The organism is Pseudomonas sp. FBCC-B1565 (genome assembly GCF_059133265.1).
In genome coordinates, this window is sequence record NZ_CP101438.1 from 6372282 (window position 1) to 6392591 (window position 20310).

Consider the following 20310-nt stretch of genomic DNA (forward strand, 5'->3'; position numbering starts at 1 on the left):
TATATCGCCATTGTTCAGGGGGCTTACGCAACCCCCTGCGCAAACCACGCTTGCACCGCTCGGCGTCACAACTCAAGCTATGCTCCATTCGCTTGATGTCCGTCTAAGGAAAAGGCCCTCTGACATGCGCATTCTCATCACCGGTGGCGCCGGTTTTATTGGCTCTGCCTTAATCCGCCACCTGATTCAACACACCGAGCACGAAGTGCTCAACCTGGACAAACTCACGTATGCCGGCAACCTGGAATCGCTGACCAGCATCGCGTCCAACAGCCGCTACGAGTTCGTCCAGGCCGATATTGTCGACCAGGCCACTGTCAGTGCCGTACTGAAGCGCTTTGAGCCCCAGGCGATCATGCACCTGGCGGCCGAGTCCCATGTAGACCGCTCGATCGATGGCCCGTCGGACTTCATTCAGACCAATATCGTGGGCACCTACAGCTTGCTGGAAGCCACCCGCGCCTATTGGCAGACGCTCGACGAGCCCGCCAAGCGCGCGTTCCGCTTCCATCACATCTCCACCGATGAGGTGTACGGCGACCTGCATGGCGTGGACGACCTGTTCACTGAAACCACACCCTATGCACCCAGCTCACCGTATTCGGCCAGCAAGGCGGCGTCCGATCACCTGGTCCGCGCCTGGCAGCGCACCTACGGCTTGCCGGTGCTGCTGACCAACTGCTCGAACAACTACGGGCCATTCCACTTCCCCGAGAAGCTGATCCCGCTGGTGATACTCAATGCCCTCGCGGGCAAGCCGCTGCCGGTCTACGGTGATGGTTTGCAGGTGCGCGACTGGCTGTTCGTCGAAGACCATGCCCGCGCATTGCTCAAAGTGGTCACCGAAGGTGTGGTCGGCGAGACCTACAACATCGGCGGACACAACGAGCAGAAGAATATCGACGTGGTGCGTGGTATCTGCGCCCTGCTCGAAGAACTGGCGCCACAGCGCCCGGCTGGTGTCGAGCAGTTCACCGACCTGATTACCTTCGTGAAGGATCGCCCGGGCCACGACCAGCGCTATGCCATCGATGCAGGCAAGATCGAGCGAGAGCTGGGTTGGACCCCCGAAGAAACCTTTGAAACAGGGCTGCGCAAAACCGTGCAGTGGTACCTGGATAACCTGGAATGGTGCCGCAGGGTCCAGGACGGCAGTTACCAGGGTGAACGTTTGGGCAACACCGACCTTAAGGATCTGATTGCATGATGAAGGGAATCGTATTGGCCGGCGGCTCCGGCACGCGTTTGCACCCCATTACCCTGGGCGTGTCCAAGCAACTGCTGCCGGTGTATGACAAGCCGATGATCTACTACCCGATCTCGGTACTGATGCTGGCGGGGATCAAAGAGATTCTGGTGATATCAACACCGGTGGACTTGCCGCAGTATCGCAACCTGCTGGGCGATGGCAGCCAGTTTGGCGTACGTTTCAGTTATGCCGAACAGCCAACCCCGGATGGCCTGGCCCAGGCCTTCATCATTGGCGAGGAATTCATCGGCGATGACCCTGTGTGCCTGATCCTGGGTGACAACATCTTCCATGGTCAGCACTTCGGCGAGCAATTGCTCGGCGCCGCCAAGCGGCCGACGGGCGCTACTGTCTTCGGCTACTGGGTCAAGGACCCGGAGCGCTTCGGCGTGATCGACTTCGACAGCGAAGGCCGTGCCCTGTCCATCGAAGAAAAACCTGCGAAGCCCAAGTCCAGCTACGCAGTGACCGGCCTGTACTTCTACGACAACGACGTGATCAAGATCGCCAAGGCAGTCAAGCCTTCGCCTCGAGGGGAGCTTGAGATTACCGACGTCAACAACGCCTACCTCAAGCGCGGCGACCTGCAGGTAGAGCGCTTCGGCCGTGGCTTTGCCTGGCTGGATACGGGGACGCACGACAGCTTGCTGGAAGCCTCGCAGTACGTGCAGACCATTGAACACCGCCAAGGCTTGAAAGTGGCCTGCCTGGAAGAAATCGCCTACGAAAATGGCTGGATCGACCGTGACCACCTGCTGGAACGTGCCAAGTACTTCGGCAAGACCGGCTATGGCCAGTACCTGTACTCGCTGGCCGGAGAGAACCAGTGAACGTCGTTGAAACCACTTTGCCCGGCGTGCTGATCCTCGAACCCAAAGTGTTCGGCGATGAACGCGGCTTTTTCTACGAAAGTTTCAACGCCCGCGCCTTTGAAGCGGCCACCGGGCTCAAGCGTGACTTCGTGCAGGACAATCACTCGCGCTCGCAAAAAGGCGTGCTGCGGGGCCTGCACTACCAGCTCGAACACACCCAGGGCAAACTGGTGCGCGTCATCGCCGGGGAAGTGTTGGACGTGGCCGTGGACATCCGCCGCAGCTCGCCGAACTTTGGCCAGTGGGTCGGCGTGCGGCTGTCAGCACAGAACAATCGCCAGCTGTGGGTGCCGGAAGGTTTCGCCCATGGGTTCGTGGTACTGAGCGATCACGCCGAGTTCCTGTACAAAACCACCGATTACTACCAGCCCAGCGCCGAACGCAGCATCCTGTGGAATGACCCGACGCTGGCCATCGATTGGGAGCTGACCGAAGCGCCCCGGTTGTCCGCCAAGGACCAGGCCGGTAAACCCCTGAAGGAAGCCGACTTGTTCCCATGAAGATCCTGATCTGTGGCCAACACGGCCAAGTCTCCCGCGAACTGCAACAACGCCTCCAGGGCCTGGGCGAACTCATCGTCCTGGGCCGCGACCAGCTTGACCTGGCCAATGCAGAGCAGATCCGCCAGCAAGTGCGCGCCCACCGCCCCAGCCTGATTATCAACGCAGCGGCTCACACCGCTGTCGATCAGGCCGAAAGCGAACCAGACGCCGCATTTGCCATCAACGCCATCGCCCCCGGCATTCTCGCCGAGGAAGCCAAGGCCCTGGGCATCCCGCTGATCCACTATTCCACCGACTACGTGTTCGACGGCAGCAAACCGGCGCCCTACATCGAAGCCGACACCCCGAACCCACTGGGCGTCTATGGCCAGAGCAAGCTGACCGGCGAGCAGGCGATTGCGGCCGTGGGCGGCGAGTACCTGATCCTGCGCACCAGTTGGGTCTACTCCAACCACGGCAAGAACTTCCTGCTGACCATGCAACGCCTGCTGCAGGAAAAGCCGCAGATGCGCATCGTCGCCGACCAGATCGGTGCACCAACCTGGGCCGGCAGCATCGCCGACAGTACGCTTGCATTGATCGAACGCTGGCAAGCAGGCACAGCGGGGGAATGGGGGGTGTATCACCTGACCGCCCAAGGTGAAACTTCGTGGTTCGGTTTTGCCGAGGCCATCGGCGAGCATCTGCGCAAGCAAGGCAAAGCCTGCGCCGAGCTGGAAGCCATCCCTTCCAGCGCCTACCCGACACCCGCCCAGCGCCCACTGAACTCACGCCTCGATTGCAGTCGCTTGCAACAACAGTGGCACGTCAGCCAGCCACATTGGCAAGACGCATTGCGCGAGTGTCTTGCACAGCAGCACTAGGCATAATGCGCCTGTACCCACAGGCGCACGACTCCCATGACTCCACCCCTCCCGCGTAGACCCCGCTGGCGCAGCCTCGCCCTCTTGGCGTTGTGCCTGGCACCGCTGTTGTGGCCGCTGGAGCATCTGGCCGAGCGCTATTACCGCAGCGAACTGGCCGGCCAGAACCGCCAGACCCTCGACCTGTACGTCGCCAACCTGCTCGGCACCCTGCACCGCTATGAAGTGCTGCCGCAAATCCTGGGTGACCTGCCGGCCCTGCGCACTGCATTGGACGCGCCCAACGTCAGCACCAACCTGGTCAACGCCAACCTGCTGCTCAAAGAGGTTGCCGCCCAGGCCGGGGTGGAAGTGATGTACCTGATGGACACCACCGGCAAGACCCTCGCGGCGTCCAATTGGGATAAACAAGACAGCTTTGTCGGGCGCAATTTCTCGTTCCGCCCGTATTTCAGCGAAGCCATGGCCGGGCGCCTGGGGCGGTTTTTCGGCCTGGGCACAACCTCGGCCAAGCGCGGTTACTTCTTCGCCGCCGCCGTGCGCGACGGCGATACGATCATCGGTGTGCTGGTGGTCAAGGTCGACCTGGACCACACCGAAAGCCTGTGGGGCAACACCCCGGAACAACTGCTGGTCACCGACCACAACGGCGTGGTGATCCTGACCTCGCGCCCGCAATGGCGATTCCGCGCGACCCGCCCGCTGACCGCTGAAGAACGCCAGGCGATCATCGCTATCCAGCCCTACCCGACTCGCGACCCGCAGCCGCTGAGCCTGAGCAGCACCGCGTGGCTGCGTCAATCCACGGCCATCGCCGAGACCGGCTGGAACGTGGAGATCCTCGCGCCGCGTTCGTTGATTAGCCGTCCGGTGCGCACTGTGGTTGCCGTCGGCGGCGCGACGCTGCTGGTGTTGATGTTGTTGTTAGGCTTGATGATGCAACGTCGCCGTCACTATCTGGAGCGCATTGCGTTCGAAGCCAAGGCCCGGCGCGAGCTGGAAGCGCGGGTGGTCGAGCGTACCAGTGACCTGGAAGGCCTCAACCGGCGCCTGAAACAGGAAGTGCTGGAGCGCGAACACGCCCAGCAGGAGCTGGTACGCGCCCAGGACGACCTGGTGCAAGCGGGCAAACTGTCGGCGCTGGGCACCATGTCGGCGAGCATCAGCCACGAACTCAATCAGCCCCTGGCGGCGATTCGCAGCTACGCGGAAAACGCCGAAATCCTGCTCGACCATGAACGCACCGATGACGCCCGCGGCAACCTCAAGCTGATCAGCGAACTGACCGGGCGCATGGCCTCGATCATCGCCCACCTGCGCGCCTTCGCCCGCCGCGACCGCCACGCGCCCGAAAGCGTGGCCCTGCAACCGGCGCTGGACGATGCACTGGCGTTGCTGGCCAAGCGGCGACGGTCGATGGAGGTGGAACTGATCCGCGATTTGCCGGAAGCCACCCTGTGGGTACAAGCCGGCGAAACCCGCCTGCGCCAGGTACTGGGCAACCTGCTGGCCAACGCCCTCGACGCCCTCACCGAAAAAGGCCCGCCGCGCAGACTCTGGCTGAGTGCCGAAACCACCGAACAGGGCGTCAACCTGTACATTCGTGACAACGGCCCGGGCTTCTGCATGGAAGCCCTGGGGCGCGCCAGCGAGCCGTTCTATACCACCAAGACGCGCACCCAGGGCCTGGGCCTGGGGCTGGCGATCTGTGAGACCCTGATGCGTGCCTTCGGTGGCGAACTGCTGTTTGCCAACCACAAGGAAGGCGGCGCGCTGTTAACCTTGAAATTGCGTGCCGGCTCGCCGGGCGTCAGTCTGCAACCGTCCGAGGACCGCAGTGTATGAGTATCGATAACCAGATTCAGGTGGTGTTGATCGACGACGATCCACACCTGCGTCAGGCCCTGTGCCAGACCCTGGACCTGGCCGGGCTGAAAGTCCTGACCCTGGGCGAAGCCAGCGGCCTCACAGCGCGCCTGTCGCGGGACTGGCCGGGCGTGGTCGTCAGTGATATCCGCATGCCCGGCATGGACGGCCTGGAGCTGCTCGCCGAACTGCACGGCCAGGACCCGGACCTGCCGGTGCTGCTGATCACCGGCCACGGCGATGTGCCGCTGGCGGTACAAGCCATGCGCGCCGGGGCCTATGATTTTCTGGAAAAACCCTTCGCCAGCGACGCCCTGCTCGACAGCGTGCGCCGTGCCCTGGCCCTGCGCCGCCTGGTACTGGACAACCGCAGCCTGCGCCTGGCGCTCAGCGATCGTCAGCAATTGAGCACGCGACTGGTCGGGCATTCGCCGCAAATGCTGCGCCTGCGTGAACAGATCGGCGCCCTGGCTGCGACCAAGGCCGATGTGCTGATCCTCGGCGAAACCGGCGCCGGCAAAGAGGTGGTGGCGCGTGCGCTGCATGACCTGTCGAGCCGCCGCAGCGGGCCGTTCGTGGCGATCAACGCCGGGGCGCTGGCTGAATCGGTGGTCGAAAGCGAGCTGTTCGGCCACGAGCCGGGTGCCTTCACCGGCGCGCAGAAACGCCGCATCGGCAAGTTCGAGTTTGCCAACGGCGGCACCTTGTTCCTCGATGAAATCGAAAGCATGAGCCTGGACGTGCAGGTCAAACTCTTGCGCCTGCTGCAGGAGCGTGTGGTGGAGCGCCTGGGCGGCAATCAACTGATCCCGCTGGATATCCGCATCATCGCCGCCACCAAGGAAGACCTGCGCCAGTCCGCCGACCAGGGCCGCTTCCGTGCCGACTTGTATTACCGTCTCAACGTCGCGCCGCTGCGTATTCCGCCGCTGCGTGAGCGGGGTGAGGATGCACTGATGCTGTTCCAGCATTTCGCCGATGAGGCCAGCAGTCGTCACGGCCTGCCGCTGCACGAACTGCAACCGGGCCAGCGCGCCCTGCTGCTGCGCCATAACTGGCCGGGCAATGTACGCGAACTGCAAAACGCCGCCGAGCGCTTTGCCCTGGGCCTGGAACTGGCACTGGATGCCACGCCGGACAACCCTGCCGCCGGTGTGTTGACGTCCACCTCGGGTGGCCTGAGCGAACAGGTCGAGCAGTTCGAAAAAAGCCTGATCGCCGCTGAGCTGACCCGCCCCCACGGCTCCATGCGCAGCCTCGCCGAAGCCCTCGGCGTACCACGCAAGACCTTGCACGACAAGCTGCGCAAGCACGGCCTGAATTTCGCCAACCAAAGCGGCGATGACGAATGACCGCCCCCACTCGCCAAGAGGCCCCCATGAACCGCGACAGCCGTTACCTGGAATCCATCCTTCACCACGACATCCCCCTCACCCGGGAAATGGGCCTCAAGGTGCTCGACTGGCAACACGGGCGGCTGGAACTGCATCTGCCCTTGCAAGCCAACATCAACCACAAGAGCACCATGTTCGGCGGCAGCCTGTATTGCGGCGCAGTGCTGGCGGGTTGGGGCTGGCTGCACTTGCAACTGCGTGAAGAAGGCATCGAAGACGGACACATCGTGATTCAGGAAGGGCAGATCAGCTATCCGCTGCCGGTCACGCGGGATGCGACGGTGGTGTGCCAGGCACCGGAGGAGAAGGTGTGGAAGCGCTTTGTCGCGACGTACAAGCGCTATGGTCGGGCACGATTGACGCTGGAGACATGGGTTGTAAATGAGGGCAGCGAGGAGCGTGCAGTGGCCTTTACCGGGCAGTACGTCCTGCACCGCTGACCGCCACACCGCCCCTCCCACCTTTGGCCTTAGGATCGGGCCAGGGTCAGCAAGCGCTCGCGCCACGCGGCCTTGGCCGGCAACGCCAGAAAGAACGGGTTCAACAGCGATGCCCGCGCCGGGTAGCTGAACGGCTCACCGCTCAATTCCAACACTTCGCCCCCCGCGCCTTCCAGCACGCCTTGGGCTGCAGCCGTATCCCACTGCGAGGTCGGCGCCAGGCGCGGATAGCAGTCTGCACTGCCCTCGGCCAACAGACAGAACTTCAGCGAACTGCCGATATTCGTCAGTTTCAACGCGCCCAGGCCTTCGCTGAGCCCGCCCAGCAAACGCTCCTGCTCCGGGCTGGTGTGCCGACGGCTCGCGACCACGGTGAACGACTCGCCCGCTGCCGGCGCTTCACGCACCTGGATCTGCTTGGGCGCTTCCTTCACGTCGGAGCGCCAGGCCCCCAAGCCAGCGCCACCGAAGTAGCAACGGCCATTGGTGGGCATCGAAACCACACCGAACACCACGCGACCCTGTTCGATCAGGGCGATGTTCACGGTGAATTCTTCGCTGCCGGAGATGAACTCCTTGGTGCCGTCCAACGGGTCCACCAGCCACCAGCGCTGCCAGCCGGCACGCACGCTCTGGTCGATATCGGCATCTTCCTCGGACAGCACCGGAATACTCGGGTCCAGCGCGGTCAGGCCGGCCAGGATCAGGTGGTGAGCGGCCAGGTCCGCTGCTGTAACCGGCGAATCATCGGCTTTGGACGTAACGGCCACGTCAGCGCGCCAGTACGGCAGGATCACTTCACCGGCCTGACGGGCCAGCTCGATAACCGGGGCAATAAACGGGTGGCCTAAAAACAGTTCGCTCATGCGTTAAAAGCTCCTCGCTGGGTCAACAGGTCTCGTACCAGGTACAGCGCGGCCAGGGCGCGGCCTTCGCTGAATTGCTCATTTTGCGCCAGCATCGACAGCTCACGCAGGTTGACCCGGTCCACACGCATCGGCTCAGGCTCATCGCCTTCCAGGCGTTCTTCATAGAGGTCGGTGGCCAGTACCACCTGGATTTTCTGGCTCATGTAGCCAGGCGACAGCGACAGTTCGGTGAGGTGCTCCAACTGCCGTGCGCCGTAGCCGGCCTCTTCCTTGAGTTCGCGATTGGCCGCCGCCAGCACGTCTTCGCCGGGTTCGATCAAGCCCTTGGGCAAGGACAGCTCATATTCGTCGGTGCCACCGCAGTATTCTTCCACCAGCAACGCATGCTCAGCGTCGATCATCGCCACGATCATCACCGCGCCGTAGCCGGCACCGCGGCCCACCAGGCGTTCGTAGGTCCGCTCAACGCCATTGGAAAAGCGCAATTGCACTTCCTCCACGCGGAACAAACGGCTACTGGCGACTATTTCGCGAGCGAGGACGGTGGGTTTCTGGCGCATGAGCGGCTCCTTGGCGTGATCGGGTTACTATACCGTGGCTTTTCCGATTGTCTGTGTCGGATATCTTTACTTACATGAGACCGCCCCATGCCCTCTTTGCCCTGGCACGCCATCGACACTGTCCTGCTGGACATGGACGGCACCCTGCTCGACCTGCATTTCGACAACCACTTCTGGATGGAACACCTGCCCCAGCGCTACGCCGAGTTGCATGGCGTGAGCCGCGCCATGGCCGAGATGGAGTTGCAGCCGCTGTTCGAGCGTAACGCGGGACAGTTGCAATGGTATTGCCTGGATTTCTGGAGCACTGAGCTGAAGATCCCGGTACGCGAACTCAAGCTGGAAACCGCTCACCTGATCGCCCTGCGCCCGGATGCCGATACCTTCCTCGCGGCGATCAAACAGGCTGGCAAGCGTGTGATCCTGATCACTAACGCTCATCGTGATTCGCTGTCATTGAAGTTGGAACGCATTGAACTGGCGCCGTATTTCGAACGGTTGATCAGCTCCCACGATTATGGTTTCGCCAAGGAACACCCGCAGTTCTGGGATGCCCTGCAAGCGGATATCGGCTTCGACCCGGCACGTAGTCTGTTTATCGATGACACCTTGCCGATCCTGCGCAGCGCCCAGGCGTTTGGCGTGGGGCATTTGCTGGCGGTGAAGGAGCCGGACAGCAAGAAGGGGCCGAAGGACACAGCGGAATTTGCGGCGGTCGACGACTACCGAGATCTCATTGCCGGACTCTGAACCCATGTGGGAGGGGCGGTGCGACGATTCGACTTGCCCCCTCCCACATTTCGTCCTGCGTTTTACTCAGGAATACGCAGTGTCTGCCCTGGGTAGATTTTGTCTGGGTGCGACAGCAGCGGCTTGTTGGCTTCGAAGATCTTGTTGTACTGGTTGGCGTTGCCATACACCGCCAGGGAAATAGCGCTGAGGGTGTCGCCCTTTTTCACCACGACGAAACGGGCGGCAGTAACCGCCGGACCGGTTACGGTGATCTGGTCATCCACACTGGCCACACCGGCAATATTGCCCAGCGCCAGCAGGATCTTCTCTTTCTCTTCCTGGGTGGCGACTTCACCGGTCACGGTCACCTTGTCGCCATCCACGGTGGTCTGCACATTCGGATTACCCAGACCCACTTTGGACACGTGCTCCTTCAACTGCTCACTGGCGTTTGCATTACCCGGCGTCAACAGGTCGACAATCTTTTCGCCGGCTTCCTTGATAAAACTGAAAATGCTCATAGTGCGCGCTCCTTGTTAATTGAATTCCAGATGCCCAAGACTAGACCAGTCCTACAGACTTGGGTTCCAGCCCGGCAAAAGACCCAAACGCGCTAGAATCCCCCCGCCATTGGAATAAGCCCTGGAGCGAAGATGGACATCAAGCAGCTGAAATTCCTCATCGCCCTCGACGAGACGCGTCACTTCGGCCAGGCGGCGGCGCGTTGCCACATCACTCAACCGACCCTGTCGATGCGCCTGCGCAGCCTTGAAGAAGAGCTGGACCTGCCCTTGGTCAATCGCGGCCAGCGCTTCGAGGGCTTTACCGCCCCCGGCGAACGCGTGCTTGCCTGGGCGCGCACGGTGCTGGCGGCGTATGACGGTTTGCAGGCCGAAGCGGCCGCCTGTCGCGGCAACCTCGTCGGCACATTGCGCCTGGGCGTGGTGCCGCTGTCGAGCTTCGATCCCTTGGCGTTGATGCAGCAACTGCATAAAGAGCACCCGAACTTGCGCTTCGAGTTGTCGGCGCTCAGCTCCGAACAGATCCTTGAGCAACTGGCGAGCAATCGCCTGGACCTGGGCGTGTCTTACCTGGAGCGCCTGGACAACGAGCGCTTCGACTCCCTGGCCTTGGGCGAAACCCGCATGGGCCTGCTTTACGACCAACGCTTCTTCAGCTTTGGCGACACGCCGTTGAGCTGGGAAGCCCTGATCGAACTGCCGCTGGGCATGCTCACCAGCGGCATGCACTTTCGTCAGTCCATCGACCACAACTTCCACAGCCGTGGGCTCAACCCGCAGCCGCTGTTGCAGACCGATGCCGTCCATCAGTTGTTGCAAGCCGTGCATGGCGGCCTGTGCTGTGCCGTGATGCCTTTGGATGGTGGCCTGGACGCACTCACCGAGCATCTGCGCCTGCAGCCGATCGAGGACGCCCATACACTCGCTCGTCTGGGCTTGATCATGCGCCGCGGTGCACCGCGCTCGGCGTTGGCCGAGGCGTGTTTCGCGCTGTATCAAAAATCGCAAAACGAGCCTTGATCGACGTCATCTATCGGTAGATCAGTACTGGCAATTAGACGCGACGCTTTGTCGCGCCTAGTCTAAACACTGATCAATCCGCCGGTGGTACTGCCCCATGAACGCCAAGCGCCCAGTCTGCGCGGCGCCCGCTCTTGAAACGCCAGCGCCCGCCGCCAGCCAGAGCTACCAGTATTGCAATCTCGAACACACGGAATTCGCCAGCACAGCCCTGGCCGAGGAAGTGGCGTTGGCGATTGCCTACAACGACATCAGCCAAGCGGTAATGCTGGTGACGCCGACAGACCTGGAAGACTTTATCGTCGGCTTTAGCATCGGCAGTGGCATTATCGCCGACGTTAGCGACATTTATGACCTAAAGCTCAGCGGATCAGGCTCTGCCCAGTACGCTCAGGTGCAGATATCCAGCCGCGCCTTCTGGAACCTCAAGCAGCAGCGCCGCCAATTGGCCGGCACCAGTGGCTGCGGCCTGTGCGGCGTGGAAGCGGTCGAACAAGCGCTGCCCGACCTAGACGTGTTGCCGGGCGCGCCATTGCCGCCCGCCGAGTGGCTGGATGGCCTGCGCCAACGCATCAGCGCGTTCCAGCCCTTGGGCCAGTACAGCGGCGCCGTGCATGCCGCCGTATTTATGAACGGCCAGGGCGAATTGTTGCTGGGCCGCGAAGACATCGGCCGGCATAACGCCCTGGATAAATTGATCGGTGCATTGATCCGCCAAAAAATTCCGACCGAAGGCGGCCTGGCGATTGTTACCAGCCGTTGCAGCCTGGAGTTGATCCAGAAAGTCCTGCGCGCGGGTATCCAGACCCTGGTCAGCCTGTCGTCACCCACCGGCCTCGCCCTGCAATGGGCGCGCCGGCATAACCTCAATCTCATCCACCTGCCGCAGAAAAGTGCGCCGCGGGTCTACAGTCCTGCGATGGAGAACCAGCCATGAGCCAACATCACCAAGCCGACCAAACCCCGACCCCGCGCTACAAGCCCTACAAAGGCCCGGCCGGCGGCTGGGGCGCACTGATCAGCGTGGCGCAGGCCTGGCTGACCAGCGACAACGCGCTGAAAAACCTGCGCATGATGCTCAAGACCAACCAGAACGGCGGCTTCGACTGTCCGGGCTGCGCCTGGGGTGACTCGCCGGAAAGCGGCATGGTCAAGTTCTGCGAAAACGGCGCCAAGGCGGTCAACTGGGAAGCCACCAAGCGCCGCGTGGATGGTGCATTTTTCGCCAAGCACAGCGTCACCGCCTTGCTGGAACAGAGCGACTATTGGCTGGAATACCAGGGCCGCCTGACCGAGCCGATGCGCTATGACGCCGAAACCGACCGCTACACGCCCATCAGTTGGGAAGCGGCCTTCGACCTGGTCGGCAAGCACCTCAACGCCCTGCCCAGCCCGGACATGGCCGAGTTCTACACCTCGGGTCGCGCCAGCAACGAAGCAGCCTACCTGTACCAGCTGTTCGTGCGCGCCTACGGCACCAACAACTTCCCGGACTGTTCGAACATGTGCCACGAAGCCAGCGGCGTTGCCCTGGCGCAAAGCGTGGGCGTCGGCAAAGGCACCGTGACCTTTGATGACTTCGAACATGCCGATGCGATTTTCGTCTGGGGCCAGAACCCCGGCACCAACCACCCGCGCATGCTCGAACCGCTGCGCGAAGCGGTTAAACGCGGCGCCCAGGTGGTGTGCATCAATCCACTCAAAGAGCGCGGCCTGGAACGCTTCCAGCACCCGCAACACCCGCTGGAAATGCTCACCAACGGCGACAAGCCGACCAACACCGCCTACTTCCGCCCGGCGCTGGGTGGCGACATGGCCATCCTGCGCGGCATGGCCAAGTTCCTGCTGCTGTGGGAGCGCCAGGCCCAGGCCGAAGGCAAAGAGGCCGTGTTCGACCACGATTTTCTCAACGAACACACCGCCAACGTGCTGGAATACCTGGGCAAGATCGACGACACCTCCTGGGATGAGATCGTCGAACAGTCCGGCCTCACCCTGGTCGAGATCGAGCAAGCGGCGCGCATGTACGCCAAAGGCAAGAACGTGATCATGTGCTGGGCGATGGGCATCACCCAGCACCGCCATTCGGTGCCGACCATCCAGGAAATCGCCAACCTGATGCTGCTGCGCGGCAATATCGGCCGCCCAGGCGCCGGCCTGTGCCCGGTGCGCGGCCACAGCAACGTGCAAGGCGACCGCACCATGGGCATCAACGAACGCCCACCGGTGGCATTCCTCGACGCCCTGGAGCGTCGCTTCCAGTTCCAGGTGCCGCGTGAAAACGGGCACAACGTGGTGGAAGCCATCCACGCCATGCTCGAAGGCCGCTCCAAGGTGTTTATCGGCCTGGGCGGCAACTTCGCCCAAGCCACGCCGGACAGCCTGCGTACCTTCGAAGCCCTGCGCAATTGCGACCTGACCGTGCAGATCAGCACCAAGCTCAACCGCAGCCATTTGATGCACGGCAAAGATGCACTGATCCTGCCGTGCCTGGGCCGTACCGACATCGATATCCAGGCCGAAGGCCCGCAAGCGGTGACGGTGGAAGACTCATTCAGCATGGTCCACGGCTCCAATGGCCAGCTGCAGCCGCTGTCGAAATTCATGAAGTCCGAACCGGCGATCCTGGCCGGTATCGCTGCCGCGACCCTGGGCAGCAAGCCGGTGGACTGGAACTGGCTGGTGGCCGACTACAGCCGCATCCGCGACCTGATTGCCGACACCATTCCCGGCTTCAAGGACTTCAACGAGAAGATCAAGCATCCGGGCGGTTTCTACCTGGGCAACTCCGCGGGCGCGCGCCGCTGGAACACCCCGTCGGGCCGCGCCAACTTCCGCCCGAACATCCTGCCCAAGGACCTGATCCACGAACGCACCCACGCGACCGGCCGCGTACCGGACCTGATCATGCAGTCGATGCGCTCCCACGATCAGTACAACACCACCATCTATGGCCTGGACGACCGCTACCGTGGGGTCAAGGGCCAGCGTGACGTGCTGTTCGTCAACGAAGCCGACATCATCCGCCTGGGCTTCAAGCCAGGGCAGAAGGCCGACATCGTGTCGTTGTGGGAGGACGGCCGTGAGCGTCGCGTGAAGGGTTTCACCTTGCTGGCATTTGATATTCCGGCGGGGCAGGCAGCGGCTTACTACCCGGAAGTGAACCCGCTGGTGCCGCTGGAAAGCACCGGGGATGGCAGCCATACGCCGACGTCGAAGTTCGTGGCTATCCGGTTGGAAGCGGCGAGTGACAACGGCTTGATCATGGCGCGCTCGGCCTGACACAAATCCGTCGGTTTGCTTTGGTTGTGGTGAGCGGGCTTGCCACAGGGAATTACCCCGCCAAAGGAATTCCGGGCACAAAAAAGGCCGCTTTTGCATAAAAGCGGCCGTTCCGAAGTAGCTAAAGACTCACGAATTTGACTTAAGTTCCCCAGCAAAAACAATAAGTTATGGAATTGTGTACAACTCGTGCTACTGGTCGGATTTCTATTGTCACAATTCAGATACAGCCTCAGGATCGCGCCGTCATCCTCTTGAGGTCTCCCTAATGAAGTTCTCCTCGATTCTCTTGTTGTCCCTTGGCCTGGTCAGTGGCGCAGCCATGGCCGGTGGCACCACCGAAGCCGGTGTGGGCGGCGCATTGGGCGGGGTTCTGGGTTCGGTCGTTGGCCAGCAGCTAGGCGGCAACACCGGTTCGACCATCGGCGCAGCCTTGGGTGGCGCGGGCGGTAGTGCGGTGGGCGCCGACAAGCGCAGCCGTGGCGAAGCCGCCATTGGTGGCGCATTGGGCGCGGCGGGCGGCAACGTTGTAGGCCGCAGTGTCGGCGGCAGCACCGGCGCACTGATCGGCTCAGCGGCTGGCGGTGGTGCCGGTGGCGCGCTGGGCAACTACATGGGCAACAAGAGCGATGACGACGACCGTCGCAGCCGTGGGCGTGATCACCGTCGTTATGACCGTGATGATCATCGTGGGCGCGGTCATGCCTATGGGCATCGCAAGAACAAGCACCACTACCGCGACTGATTGTTGCTGAATATGGAGCCGGCTTGCCGGCTCCTACAGCGTGATCAACCGCTGCAACGCCTCGCGCAACCGCGCTGGAATCGTCACCGGCTGGTTCGACCCGCGATCCACAAACACATGCACAAACCGCCCCGCCGCACAGGCGTCTTCTTCGCCCGCCTTGAACACCGCCAACTCGTACTGCACTGAGCTGTTGCCCAACTTGCCTACCCGCAGGCCGATTTCAATGCGCTCGGGAAAGGCGATCGAAGCAAAATAGTCGCACGCCGAACTCACCACAAACCCCACCACGTCGCCGTCATGAATATCCAAACCACCTTGCTCGATCAGGTAGGTATTCACTGCCGTGTCAAAGAAGCTGTAGTAGGTCACGTTGTTCACATGGCCATACACATCGTTGTCGTGCCAGCGCGTGATGATCGGCTGGAAGTGAGGGTAATCGGCGCGTTGCGGTACGGTGTCAGGCATCGGGTCATCTCGTGAAAGTGAGTTACAGATCATTCAAATGGGCCTGGGCCCATTCGCGCACCTCGGCATACGGATAGTCTTCCAGCACGGCAAAACCCGGAATACCCCGCGCCTTCAACCTGGTGAACAGCGGCACGCTGATGCCCCCCAAGAAACGCGTCAGGCGTTCCGCCCCTGGCAGTTGGCCGGTGTGTTCATGATGCCTGTGGATAAAATCACCGCACAGCCCCATGAAGTTCTTATCCACAAGTGGCGGCAAGCCCGGCGGCGGCGGTAGATGCGCAACATGGCCATGGCACACTGAGCAATGCCCACAGCGCTGCGGCGCGTTTTCATCGCCAAAATACTTCGCCAGTCTCTGCCCCAGGCAGTATTCGGTGGCGAACAGATCGAGCATCGCGTGAATCCGCGCGACTTCTCCCACCTCGTGCTGCTTGAAGCCTGTGTATAACTCAGCGCTCAATACCTGTGGATCGAAATCGGTCTCCAGCAGGCTGTAGACCTCAGTCATCTGCTTGCTTTCCAGCTCGATCAGGCCCTGCTCCTGGAAGTAATCCAGCGCCTTCACCACCCGTCCGCGCTCGGCATTGTGCTGTTGATACAGTGCATCGAAATCCACCGTAGCCCAGGTCTTCGCCCGTTTGCACACCTGGATGATCGCTGCAACAAACTGCTGCCTCTCACCGGAAAATCGCGCCAGCAGAACCTCAGGCTCGACCAGATATTTGAAACGGTACTCGGCATAAAACGCGTAGCGCGGCGCGATCACGCCCTTGAGCTCCAACTGCACCAGCAGCGTCTTCAATGGGAGCTCGCGGATGTTGCTGTGGTCCGACAACGACCTGAGCAAGAATTCCCACTGTCCATCGCCCCGCGCGGCCTGCAACTCCACCAGCACCCGCCGGATTCCTTCCTGCTCCGGCGTATCGCCGTACACGAAGTTTTCCAGCACGTTGAGGCTGTCGCGATTGGCCAGTACCAGGCAGTCTGACGGCTGCCCATCACGCCCGGCCCGGCCAATCTCCTGGCTGTAGTTCTCGATGGATTTGGGCAGGTCAAAGTGCACCACGTTGCGGATATCACTCTTGTCGATACCCATGCCGAACGCGATGGTGGCGACGATGCAATTGGAGCGCCCACCCATGAAGCGCTGCTGGATGCCCTCGCGTTTATCGTGGGGCAAACCGGCGTGATAGGCCTCGGCCTGGATGCCGTTGCGATTCAAGTGCTCGGCAATCTGTTCGGCAGTTTTCTGCAGGGTGACGTAGACAATGCTCGGCTGGCCGACGCGCTCACTCATCCACTGCACCAGCCGGCGACGCTTGTCTGCACCGCTGACCGGCTCCACCAGCAGGTTGAGGTTGGGCCGGTAGAAACCCGTGGTGACCACATCGTCCGGGGCAATGGCGAACTTCGCCTGCATATCGGCAATCACCTTGGGCGTGGCTGTCGCCGTCAGCAACAGTGCTTGTGGGATATTGAACTGACGCTGGTAGTCCGGCAGCTTCAGGTAGTCCGGACGGAAGTTGTGGCCCCATTCGGAAATACAGTGGGCCTCGTCCACCACCAACAACGAGATCCGCACGCTTTGCAGGAAGTTACGGAAGCGCTCGTTCTTCAAGCGCTCCACCGAAATCATCAGGATCTTGAGCTCCCCCGACCGCGCACGGGCCATGACCTCATTGGCCTCATCGCGGCTCTGGGCCGAGTCGATACTGCCCGCCGAAATGCCATGGCGCTGCAGGAAACCCAGCTGGTCCTGCATCAACGCCAACAATGGCGACACCACCAGCGTCAGGTGCGGCAGCAGCACCGCCGACAGCTGGTAACACAGGGACTTGCCCGACCCGGTAGGGAAAATAGCGGCCGCCGAACGCCCCGCCAATATGGCGCTGACCGTTTCTTCCTGGCCCAGGCGAAACTGTGGATAACCAAAGACCTGTTGGAGGGTGTCGTGCATAGGCTGTCACTCCATTGACCGCTGAGTTGGCTCAAAAACATAGCCTGGGAATCTCGGCGAATCGAGAAAGGTCGCATGGAAAAAAGAGACAGGATGATACACAGGGCGAAGGATGGCCTAGGGCCGAAGTGGGAATAATCCGAGGGAGGAACAGGAAGGATACAAACCCGATGTGGGAGAGGACCTGCCCCCTCCCACAATTTAGTTCTGTATCAGGGCTGAATCAGCGGTTCTGCACCCGCTCGATCGCCGTGTCATACACCGGGTTGGCCTTCTGCTCCTTGGCCAACTGATAGTGACGCAACGCATCCGGGAACTGCCCCGCCGCTTCGTAGATCCGCGCAATGTTGTAGTAGGCGCCCGCTCGCACCGTCGCAGCGTTCGCGCCGGTTGCCAGGGCGATAGCCTTGCGGTTGGCCCAGATCGACTCGGCGGTGTTGCCGGCCTTCTGATACGCCAGGCCCAGGTTGCCGTAGGCCTTGCCGAAACCGTTGTCCAGCTCGATAGCCTGGCGGAAGAGATCGATGGCCTGGTCCAGCTTGGCGGCCTGGTAGGCCGCTTCACCTTGCACGTTCAGACGTTTCGCATCGGCTTGTGCAGAAGAGCTGACCGCAACAGCGGTAACGGCCACGCTGTCATCCAGCAACGGTTTGACTTCGTTGAGCACGTTCGCCGCGTTAACCGTCACGCCACTGAAGGTGTTGATGTCCTGGAAATCGCCGCTGCCGGTCATACGGAATACGGTCCACAGGTTGCCGCTGCGGTTTTTCGGCACGTAGTAGGTGCGTACCAGCGATTGGCCCATGTACACGAACACCTTGGCTTCGCTGTTGGACAGCTGGCGCGAACCGGGATTGCCGCCGTTGGTGAAGTCATGCACGGCATACACGTAGCTTTCGCCGTAGTGTTTTTTCTGCAGGGTGATGGTTTCCGGGCCGTAGCTGTCGACGTCATCCACGTCCAGTTCGGCGTCGGTGCCCGTCTTGTTCTCGAAATAGATATTGTTGCCCGGGAAGATCATGTGGGAGTCGAGGTCTTCCGGGGTCTTGCCCCAGGTCAACACCACACGCAGGCCGTCGAGGTTTTCCATCACCGGGCTGATGGCATACGTCATGCCGGCGCACGGGCACTTCACCACCAGGTTCGAGTAGCCAGGCTTCTTGATGATCAGAAGATTGGTGGCGTCATCTGCGGCTTCGCTGGTGAGGGTCACCTGGCCCTGGGCGTTGGTGCGGCCCACTACGTTCTGCGCACCGTTGCGTTGCAGCAACACCTCGGCATCCGCGATCTTCTGGTCCTTGACCACCGCACTGAGCACTTCAATCGGCAATTGCGCCGCCTGGACTGAAAACGCGACCGCACACAATGACATCGCCGAAGCAACACGCAGCAAACCCATGCTTAACTCCCTTTAAGTAGCGGGCGGAATCGCCCTGCAAGATTTTGCGGTGAAACATACTCTTAAATGCGCCCACTGGAGGATTATTTATACAGAATGTGACGTGGTTTTTATCCCGCCTGCCCGTTGACGCATTGCGCTACAATCAAGCCTTGCTACCCAGGAGTACGCTGCCATGAGCGAACCGACGTTTGAGCAAAAACAGGATCATTACCACAAGATCCGCCGTTCCAATTACCTGGCCAGCCTGCGCCTGGAAGGGTTCGACACCCAACCGGCCGACGTCGACAAACCACTGCCGACCCGCGAAGCCGTCCTTGCCAAGTACCGCAACACCCCACGCTGATGCTCGACAAATATGGGGTGGGCCAGGACCCGTACTGCTATCCCGGTAGCAGCGTCCTGCGCAACCGCCTCAATTTGCTCGATGAAACCCGACTGCACCAGGCCGAGCGGGAGTTATCCGAAATCGCCGTAGGCAACCTCCCCCTCTTCCCACCACCCTACGACCTCGAACGCCTGCAACACATCCACCGCGTCCTGTTCAACGACCTCTACGACTGGGCCGGCGAACTGCGCAGCGTCAACATCCAGAAAGGCGACACCCTGTTCTGCACCCCGGAACGCATCCCGCCGGAAGCGGCGAAGATCATCCGGCAAATGGAGGCAGCGAACTGGTATGTCGGGGCGAGCCAGACCGAGCTGGTGACGCAGATTGCCGAAGCCTATGGCGACCTCAACGTTATCCACCCCTTCCGCGAAGGCAACGGCCGGGCGCAACGGATTTTGTTCGAGCAGATCATCGTGAATGCCGGGTTTTCCGTGAACTGGTGGCTGGTGAAACACGCGGCGTGGATACCCGCGAATATTGATGCGGTGGCCTGTGATTATCGGGGGTTGGAGGCGATTTTTGAGCGGTGTGTGAGTAGGCCGGTCGGTGCCTGATCGGACCGCGCACAGTTAAACCATCTGTTTATTGCCCGAGAACTAACTGACTTCTAAGGTTCGCTCCGTCGCTGCCAAATCAGCGACCGGGTTTGGTCACTCGAAAAACAGCACACATAAGTGCCATTACTTACTCTTCGAACGTCTATCGTCTCGTATCGCAGTGCTATGGCGGCTGTGTGGGGGACGTCTTCGGACGTGCCGGAGTGCTGTTTCCGGCTGGCCAACCCGCGCACAGTCCGCCACCCACCGTTTGGCCACGGTGATGTCGGTTACTTAACAGCAAACCGAGTACCTTCAAATGCAAATACCTGAAACGATGGACCGCTATCGTCAGCTACGCACCAACTTCACCGACACCCATCCGCTTATCATCGACACACAAGCCAAAGCCGAAGACATCCAGTCCGCCGCGCATCAACGCATCCGCGCTGCCACAGACTTGCTGGAAACCTTCTCCTGCCTGACCTTCGAACACGCAGACCTCAAAGACATTTCCCACATCACTAACGCCCTGTACCTGCTCGTTCAGGACGGCTGTGATTTGCTGGAAGCAGCGCAGCACGTGCAGCTACAACCTCAACAGCTATACACCTAAGCTCTAACCTTTTGTAGGAGCGAG

Annotated in this window: 21 protein-coding genes; 15 read left to right on the top strand and 6 right to left on the bottom strand. The window is 61.3% G+C overall.

All coding sequences use genetic code 11. From position 1 onward, the window contains the following. Positions 1-124: 124 nt before the first annotated feature. From rfbB to NL123_RS29360, 7 genes are read left to right on the top strand one after another with little or no spacing between them, the layout of a single operon-like run. Positions 125-1207, top strand: coding sequence for a dTDP-glucose 4,6-dehydratase (gene rfbB, locus NL123_RS29330; RefSeq protein WP_058426229.1), 1083 nt, complete (start codon positions 125-127; stop codon positions 1205-1207). Beyond that, positions 1204-2079, top strand: coding sequence for a glucose-1-phosphate thymidylyltransferase RfbA (rfbA, locus tag NL123_RS29335; RefSeq protein ID WP_248485685.1), 876 nt, complete (start codon positions 1204-1206; stop codon positions 2077-2079). Before rfbB ends, rfbA begins: the two co-directional genes overlap by 4 nt. Beyond that, positions 2076-2621 carry a dTDP-4-dehydrorhamnose 3,5-epimerase gene (gene rfbC / locus NL123_RS29340; RefSeq protein WP_248485684.1) on the top strand — a complete coding sequence of 182 codons (546 nt, stop codon included), beginning with the start codon at positions 2076-2078 and terminating at the stop codon, positions 2619-2621. The genes rfbA and rfbC overlap by 4 nt, the downstream gene beginning before the upstream one ends. Beyond that, positions 2618-3487: a dTDP-4-dehydrorhamnose reductase gene (rfbD, locus tag NL123_RS29345; protein ID WP_248485683.1), complete on the top strand. Its 870-nt coding sequence runs from the start codon at positions 2618-2620 to the stop codon at positions 3485-3487. Before rfbC ends, rfbD begins: the two co-directional genes overlap by 4 nt. Before the next feature lie 36 nt (positions 3488-3523). Next, a complete protein-coding gene (locus tag NL123_RS29350; protein ID WP_248485682.1) occupies positions 3524-5332 on the top strand; it encodes a sensor histidine kinase in 1809 nt (602 codons plus the stop codon). Continuing rightward, a complete protein-coding gene (locus NL123_RS29355; RefSeq protein ID WP_494356881.1) occupies positions 5329-6705 on the top strand; it encodes a sigma-54-dependent transcriptional regulator in 1377 nt (458 codons plus the stop codon). Before NL123_RS29350 ends, NL123_RS29355 begins: the two co-directional genes overlap by 4 nt. Before the next feature lie 26 nt (positions 6706-6731). Then, positions 6732-7187 (top strand): YiiD C-terminal domain-containing protein, encoded by a 456-nt coding sequence (locus NL123_RS29360; RefSeq protein ID WP_494356882.1) that lies wholly within the window; start codon positions 6732-6734, stop codon positions 7185-7187. 29 nt (positions 7188-7216) lie between these two features. Here the strand turns inward: NL123_RS29360 and cysQ are convergent, their stop codons facing one another. Together cysQ and nudE are read right to left on the bottom strand one after the other, a co-directional pair. After that, positions 7217-8053, bottom strand: coding sequence for a 3'(2'),5'-bisphosphate nucleotidase CysQ (gene cysQ, locus NL123_RS29365; RefSeq protein ID WP_248485680.1), 837 nt, complete (start codon positions 8051-8053; stop codon positions 7217-7219). Continuing rightward, positions 8050-8616 carry an ADP compounds hydrolase NudE gene (nudE, locus tag NL123_RS29370; protein ID WP_248485679.1) on the bottom strand — a complete coding sequence of 189 codons (567 nt, stop codon included), beginning with the start codon at positions 8614-8616 and terminating at the stop codon, positions 8050-8052. The genes cysQ and nudE overlap by 4 nt, the downstream gene beginning before the upstream one ends. 87 nt (positions 8617-8703) lie before the next feature. Between nudE and yrfG the strand changes: the two genes are divergently transcribed. Then, entirely contained in the window at positions 8704-9366 is a 663-nt protein-coding gene (yrfG, locus tag NL123_RS29375) for a GMP/IMP nucleotidase (RefSeq protein WP_494356883.1), read from the top strand. A 62-nt stretch (positions 9367-9428) separates the two neighbouring features. Here the strand turns inward: yrfG and lysM are convergent, their stop codons facing one another. Next, positions 9429-9869, bottom strand: coding sequence for a peptidoglycan-binding protein LysM (gene lysM, locus NL123_RS29380; RefSeq protein WP_003187704.1), 441 nt, complete (start codon positions 9867-9869; stop codon positions 9429-9431). Positions 9870-10001: 132 nt separating this feature from the next. Here lysM and NL123_RS29385 point away from each other — a divergent pair, with 132 nt between their 5' ends. The 4 genes from NL123_RS29385 to NL123_RS29400 all read left to right on the top strand — a co-directional run bounded on the left by NL123_RS29385 (position 10002) and on the right by NL123_RS29400 (position 14916). Then, positions 10002-10889 (top strand): LysR family transcriptional regulator, encoded by an 888-nt coding sequence (locus NL123_RS29385; protein ID WP_248485677.1) that lies wholly within the window; start codon positions 10002-10004, stop codon positions 10887-10889. Between the two features lie 97 nt (positions 10890-10986). Continuing rightward, on the top strand, positions 10987-11826 hold the full coding sequence (gene fdhD / locus NL123_RS29390; RefSeq protein ID WP_071492481.1) for a formate dehydrogenase accessory sulfurtransferase FdhD: 840 nt from the start codon (positions 10987-10989) through the stop codon (positions 11824-11826). Further along, a complete protein-coding gene (locus NL123_RS29395; RefSeq protein ID WP_494356884.1) occupies positions 11823-14171 on the top strand; it encodes an FdhF/YdeP family oxidoreductase in 2349 nt (782 codons plus the stop codon). The genes fdhD and NL123_RS29395 overlap by 4 nt, the downstream gene beginning before the upstream one ends. A gap of 268 nt (positions 14172-14439) precedes the next feature. Beyond that, positions 14440-14916: a glycine zipper domain-containing protein gene (locus NL123_RS29400; RefSeq protein WP_058424794.1), complete on the top strand. Its 477-nt coding sequence runs from the start codon at positions 14440-14442 to the stop codon at positions 14914-14916. Positions 14917-14949: 33 nt separating this feature from the next. On the opposite strand, the gene NL123_RS29405 is transcribed toward NL123_RS29400, so the two are convergent. The 3 genes from NL123_RS29405 to NL123_RS29415 form a co-directional block, all read right to left on the bottom strand. Further along, positions 14950-15384, bottom strand: a complete 435-nt coding sequence (locus tag NL123_RS29405) for an acyl-CoA thioesterase (RefSeq protein WP_248485675.1) — start codon at positions 15382-15384, stop codon at positions 14950-14952. A 22-nt stretch (positions 15385-15406) separates the two neighbouring features. After that, positions 15407-17344 (bottom strand): RecQ family ATP-dependent DNA helicase, encoded by a 1938-nt coding sequence (locus NL123_RS29410; protein WP_494356885.1) that lies wholly within the window; start codon positions 17342-17344, stop codon positions 15407-15409. Between the two features lie 223 nt (positions 17345-17567). Next, positions 17568-18743, bottom strand: a complete 1176-nt coding sequence (locus NL123_RS29415) for a tetratricopeptide repeat protein (RefSeq protein WP_179030251.1) — start codon at positions 18741-18743, stop codon at positions 17568-17570. Positions 18744-18918: 175 nt separating this feature from the next. Here NL123_RS29415 and NL123_RS29420 point away from each other — a divergent pair, with 175 nt between their 5' ends. The 3 genes from NL123_RS29420 (at position 18919) to NL123_RS29430 (ending at position 20286) form a co-directional block, all read left to right on the top strand. Then, positions 18919-19089, top strand: coding sequence for a YhfG family protein (locus NL123_RS29420; protein WP_016979054.1), 171 nt, complete (start codon positions 18919-18921; stop codon positions 19087-19089). Then, on the top strand, positions 19089-19688 hold the full coding sequence (locus tag NL123_RS29425) for a putative adenosine monophosphate-protein transferase Fic (RefSeq protein ID WP_248485672.1): 600 nt from the start codon (positions 19089-19091) through the stop codon (positions 19686-19688). The genes NL123_RS29420 and NL123_RS29425 overlap by 1 nt, the downstream gene beginning before the upstream one ends. 301 nt (positions 19689-19989) lie before the next feature. Beyond that, a complete protein-coding gene (locus NL123_RS29430) occupies positions 19990-20286 on the top strand; it encodes a hypothetical protein (RefSeq protein WP_248485671.1) in 297 nt (98 codons plus the stop codon). The last annotated feature ends 24 nt before the right edge of the window (positions 20287-20310 follow it).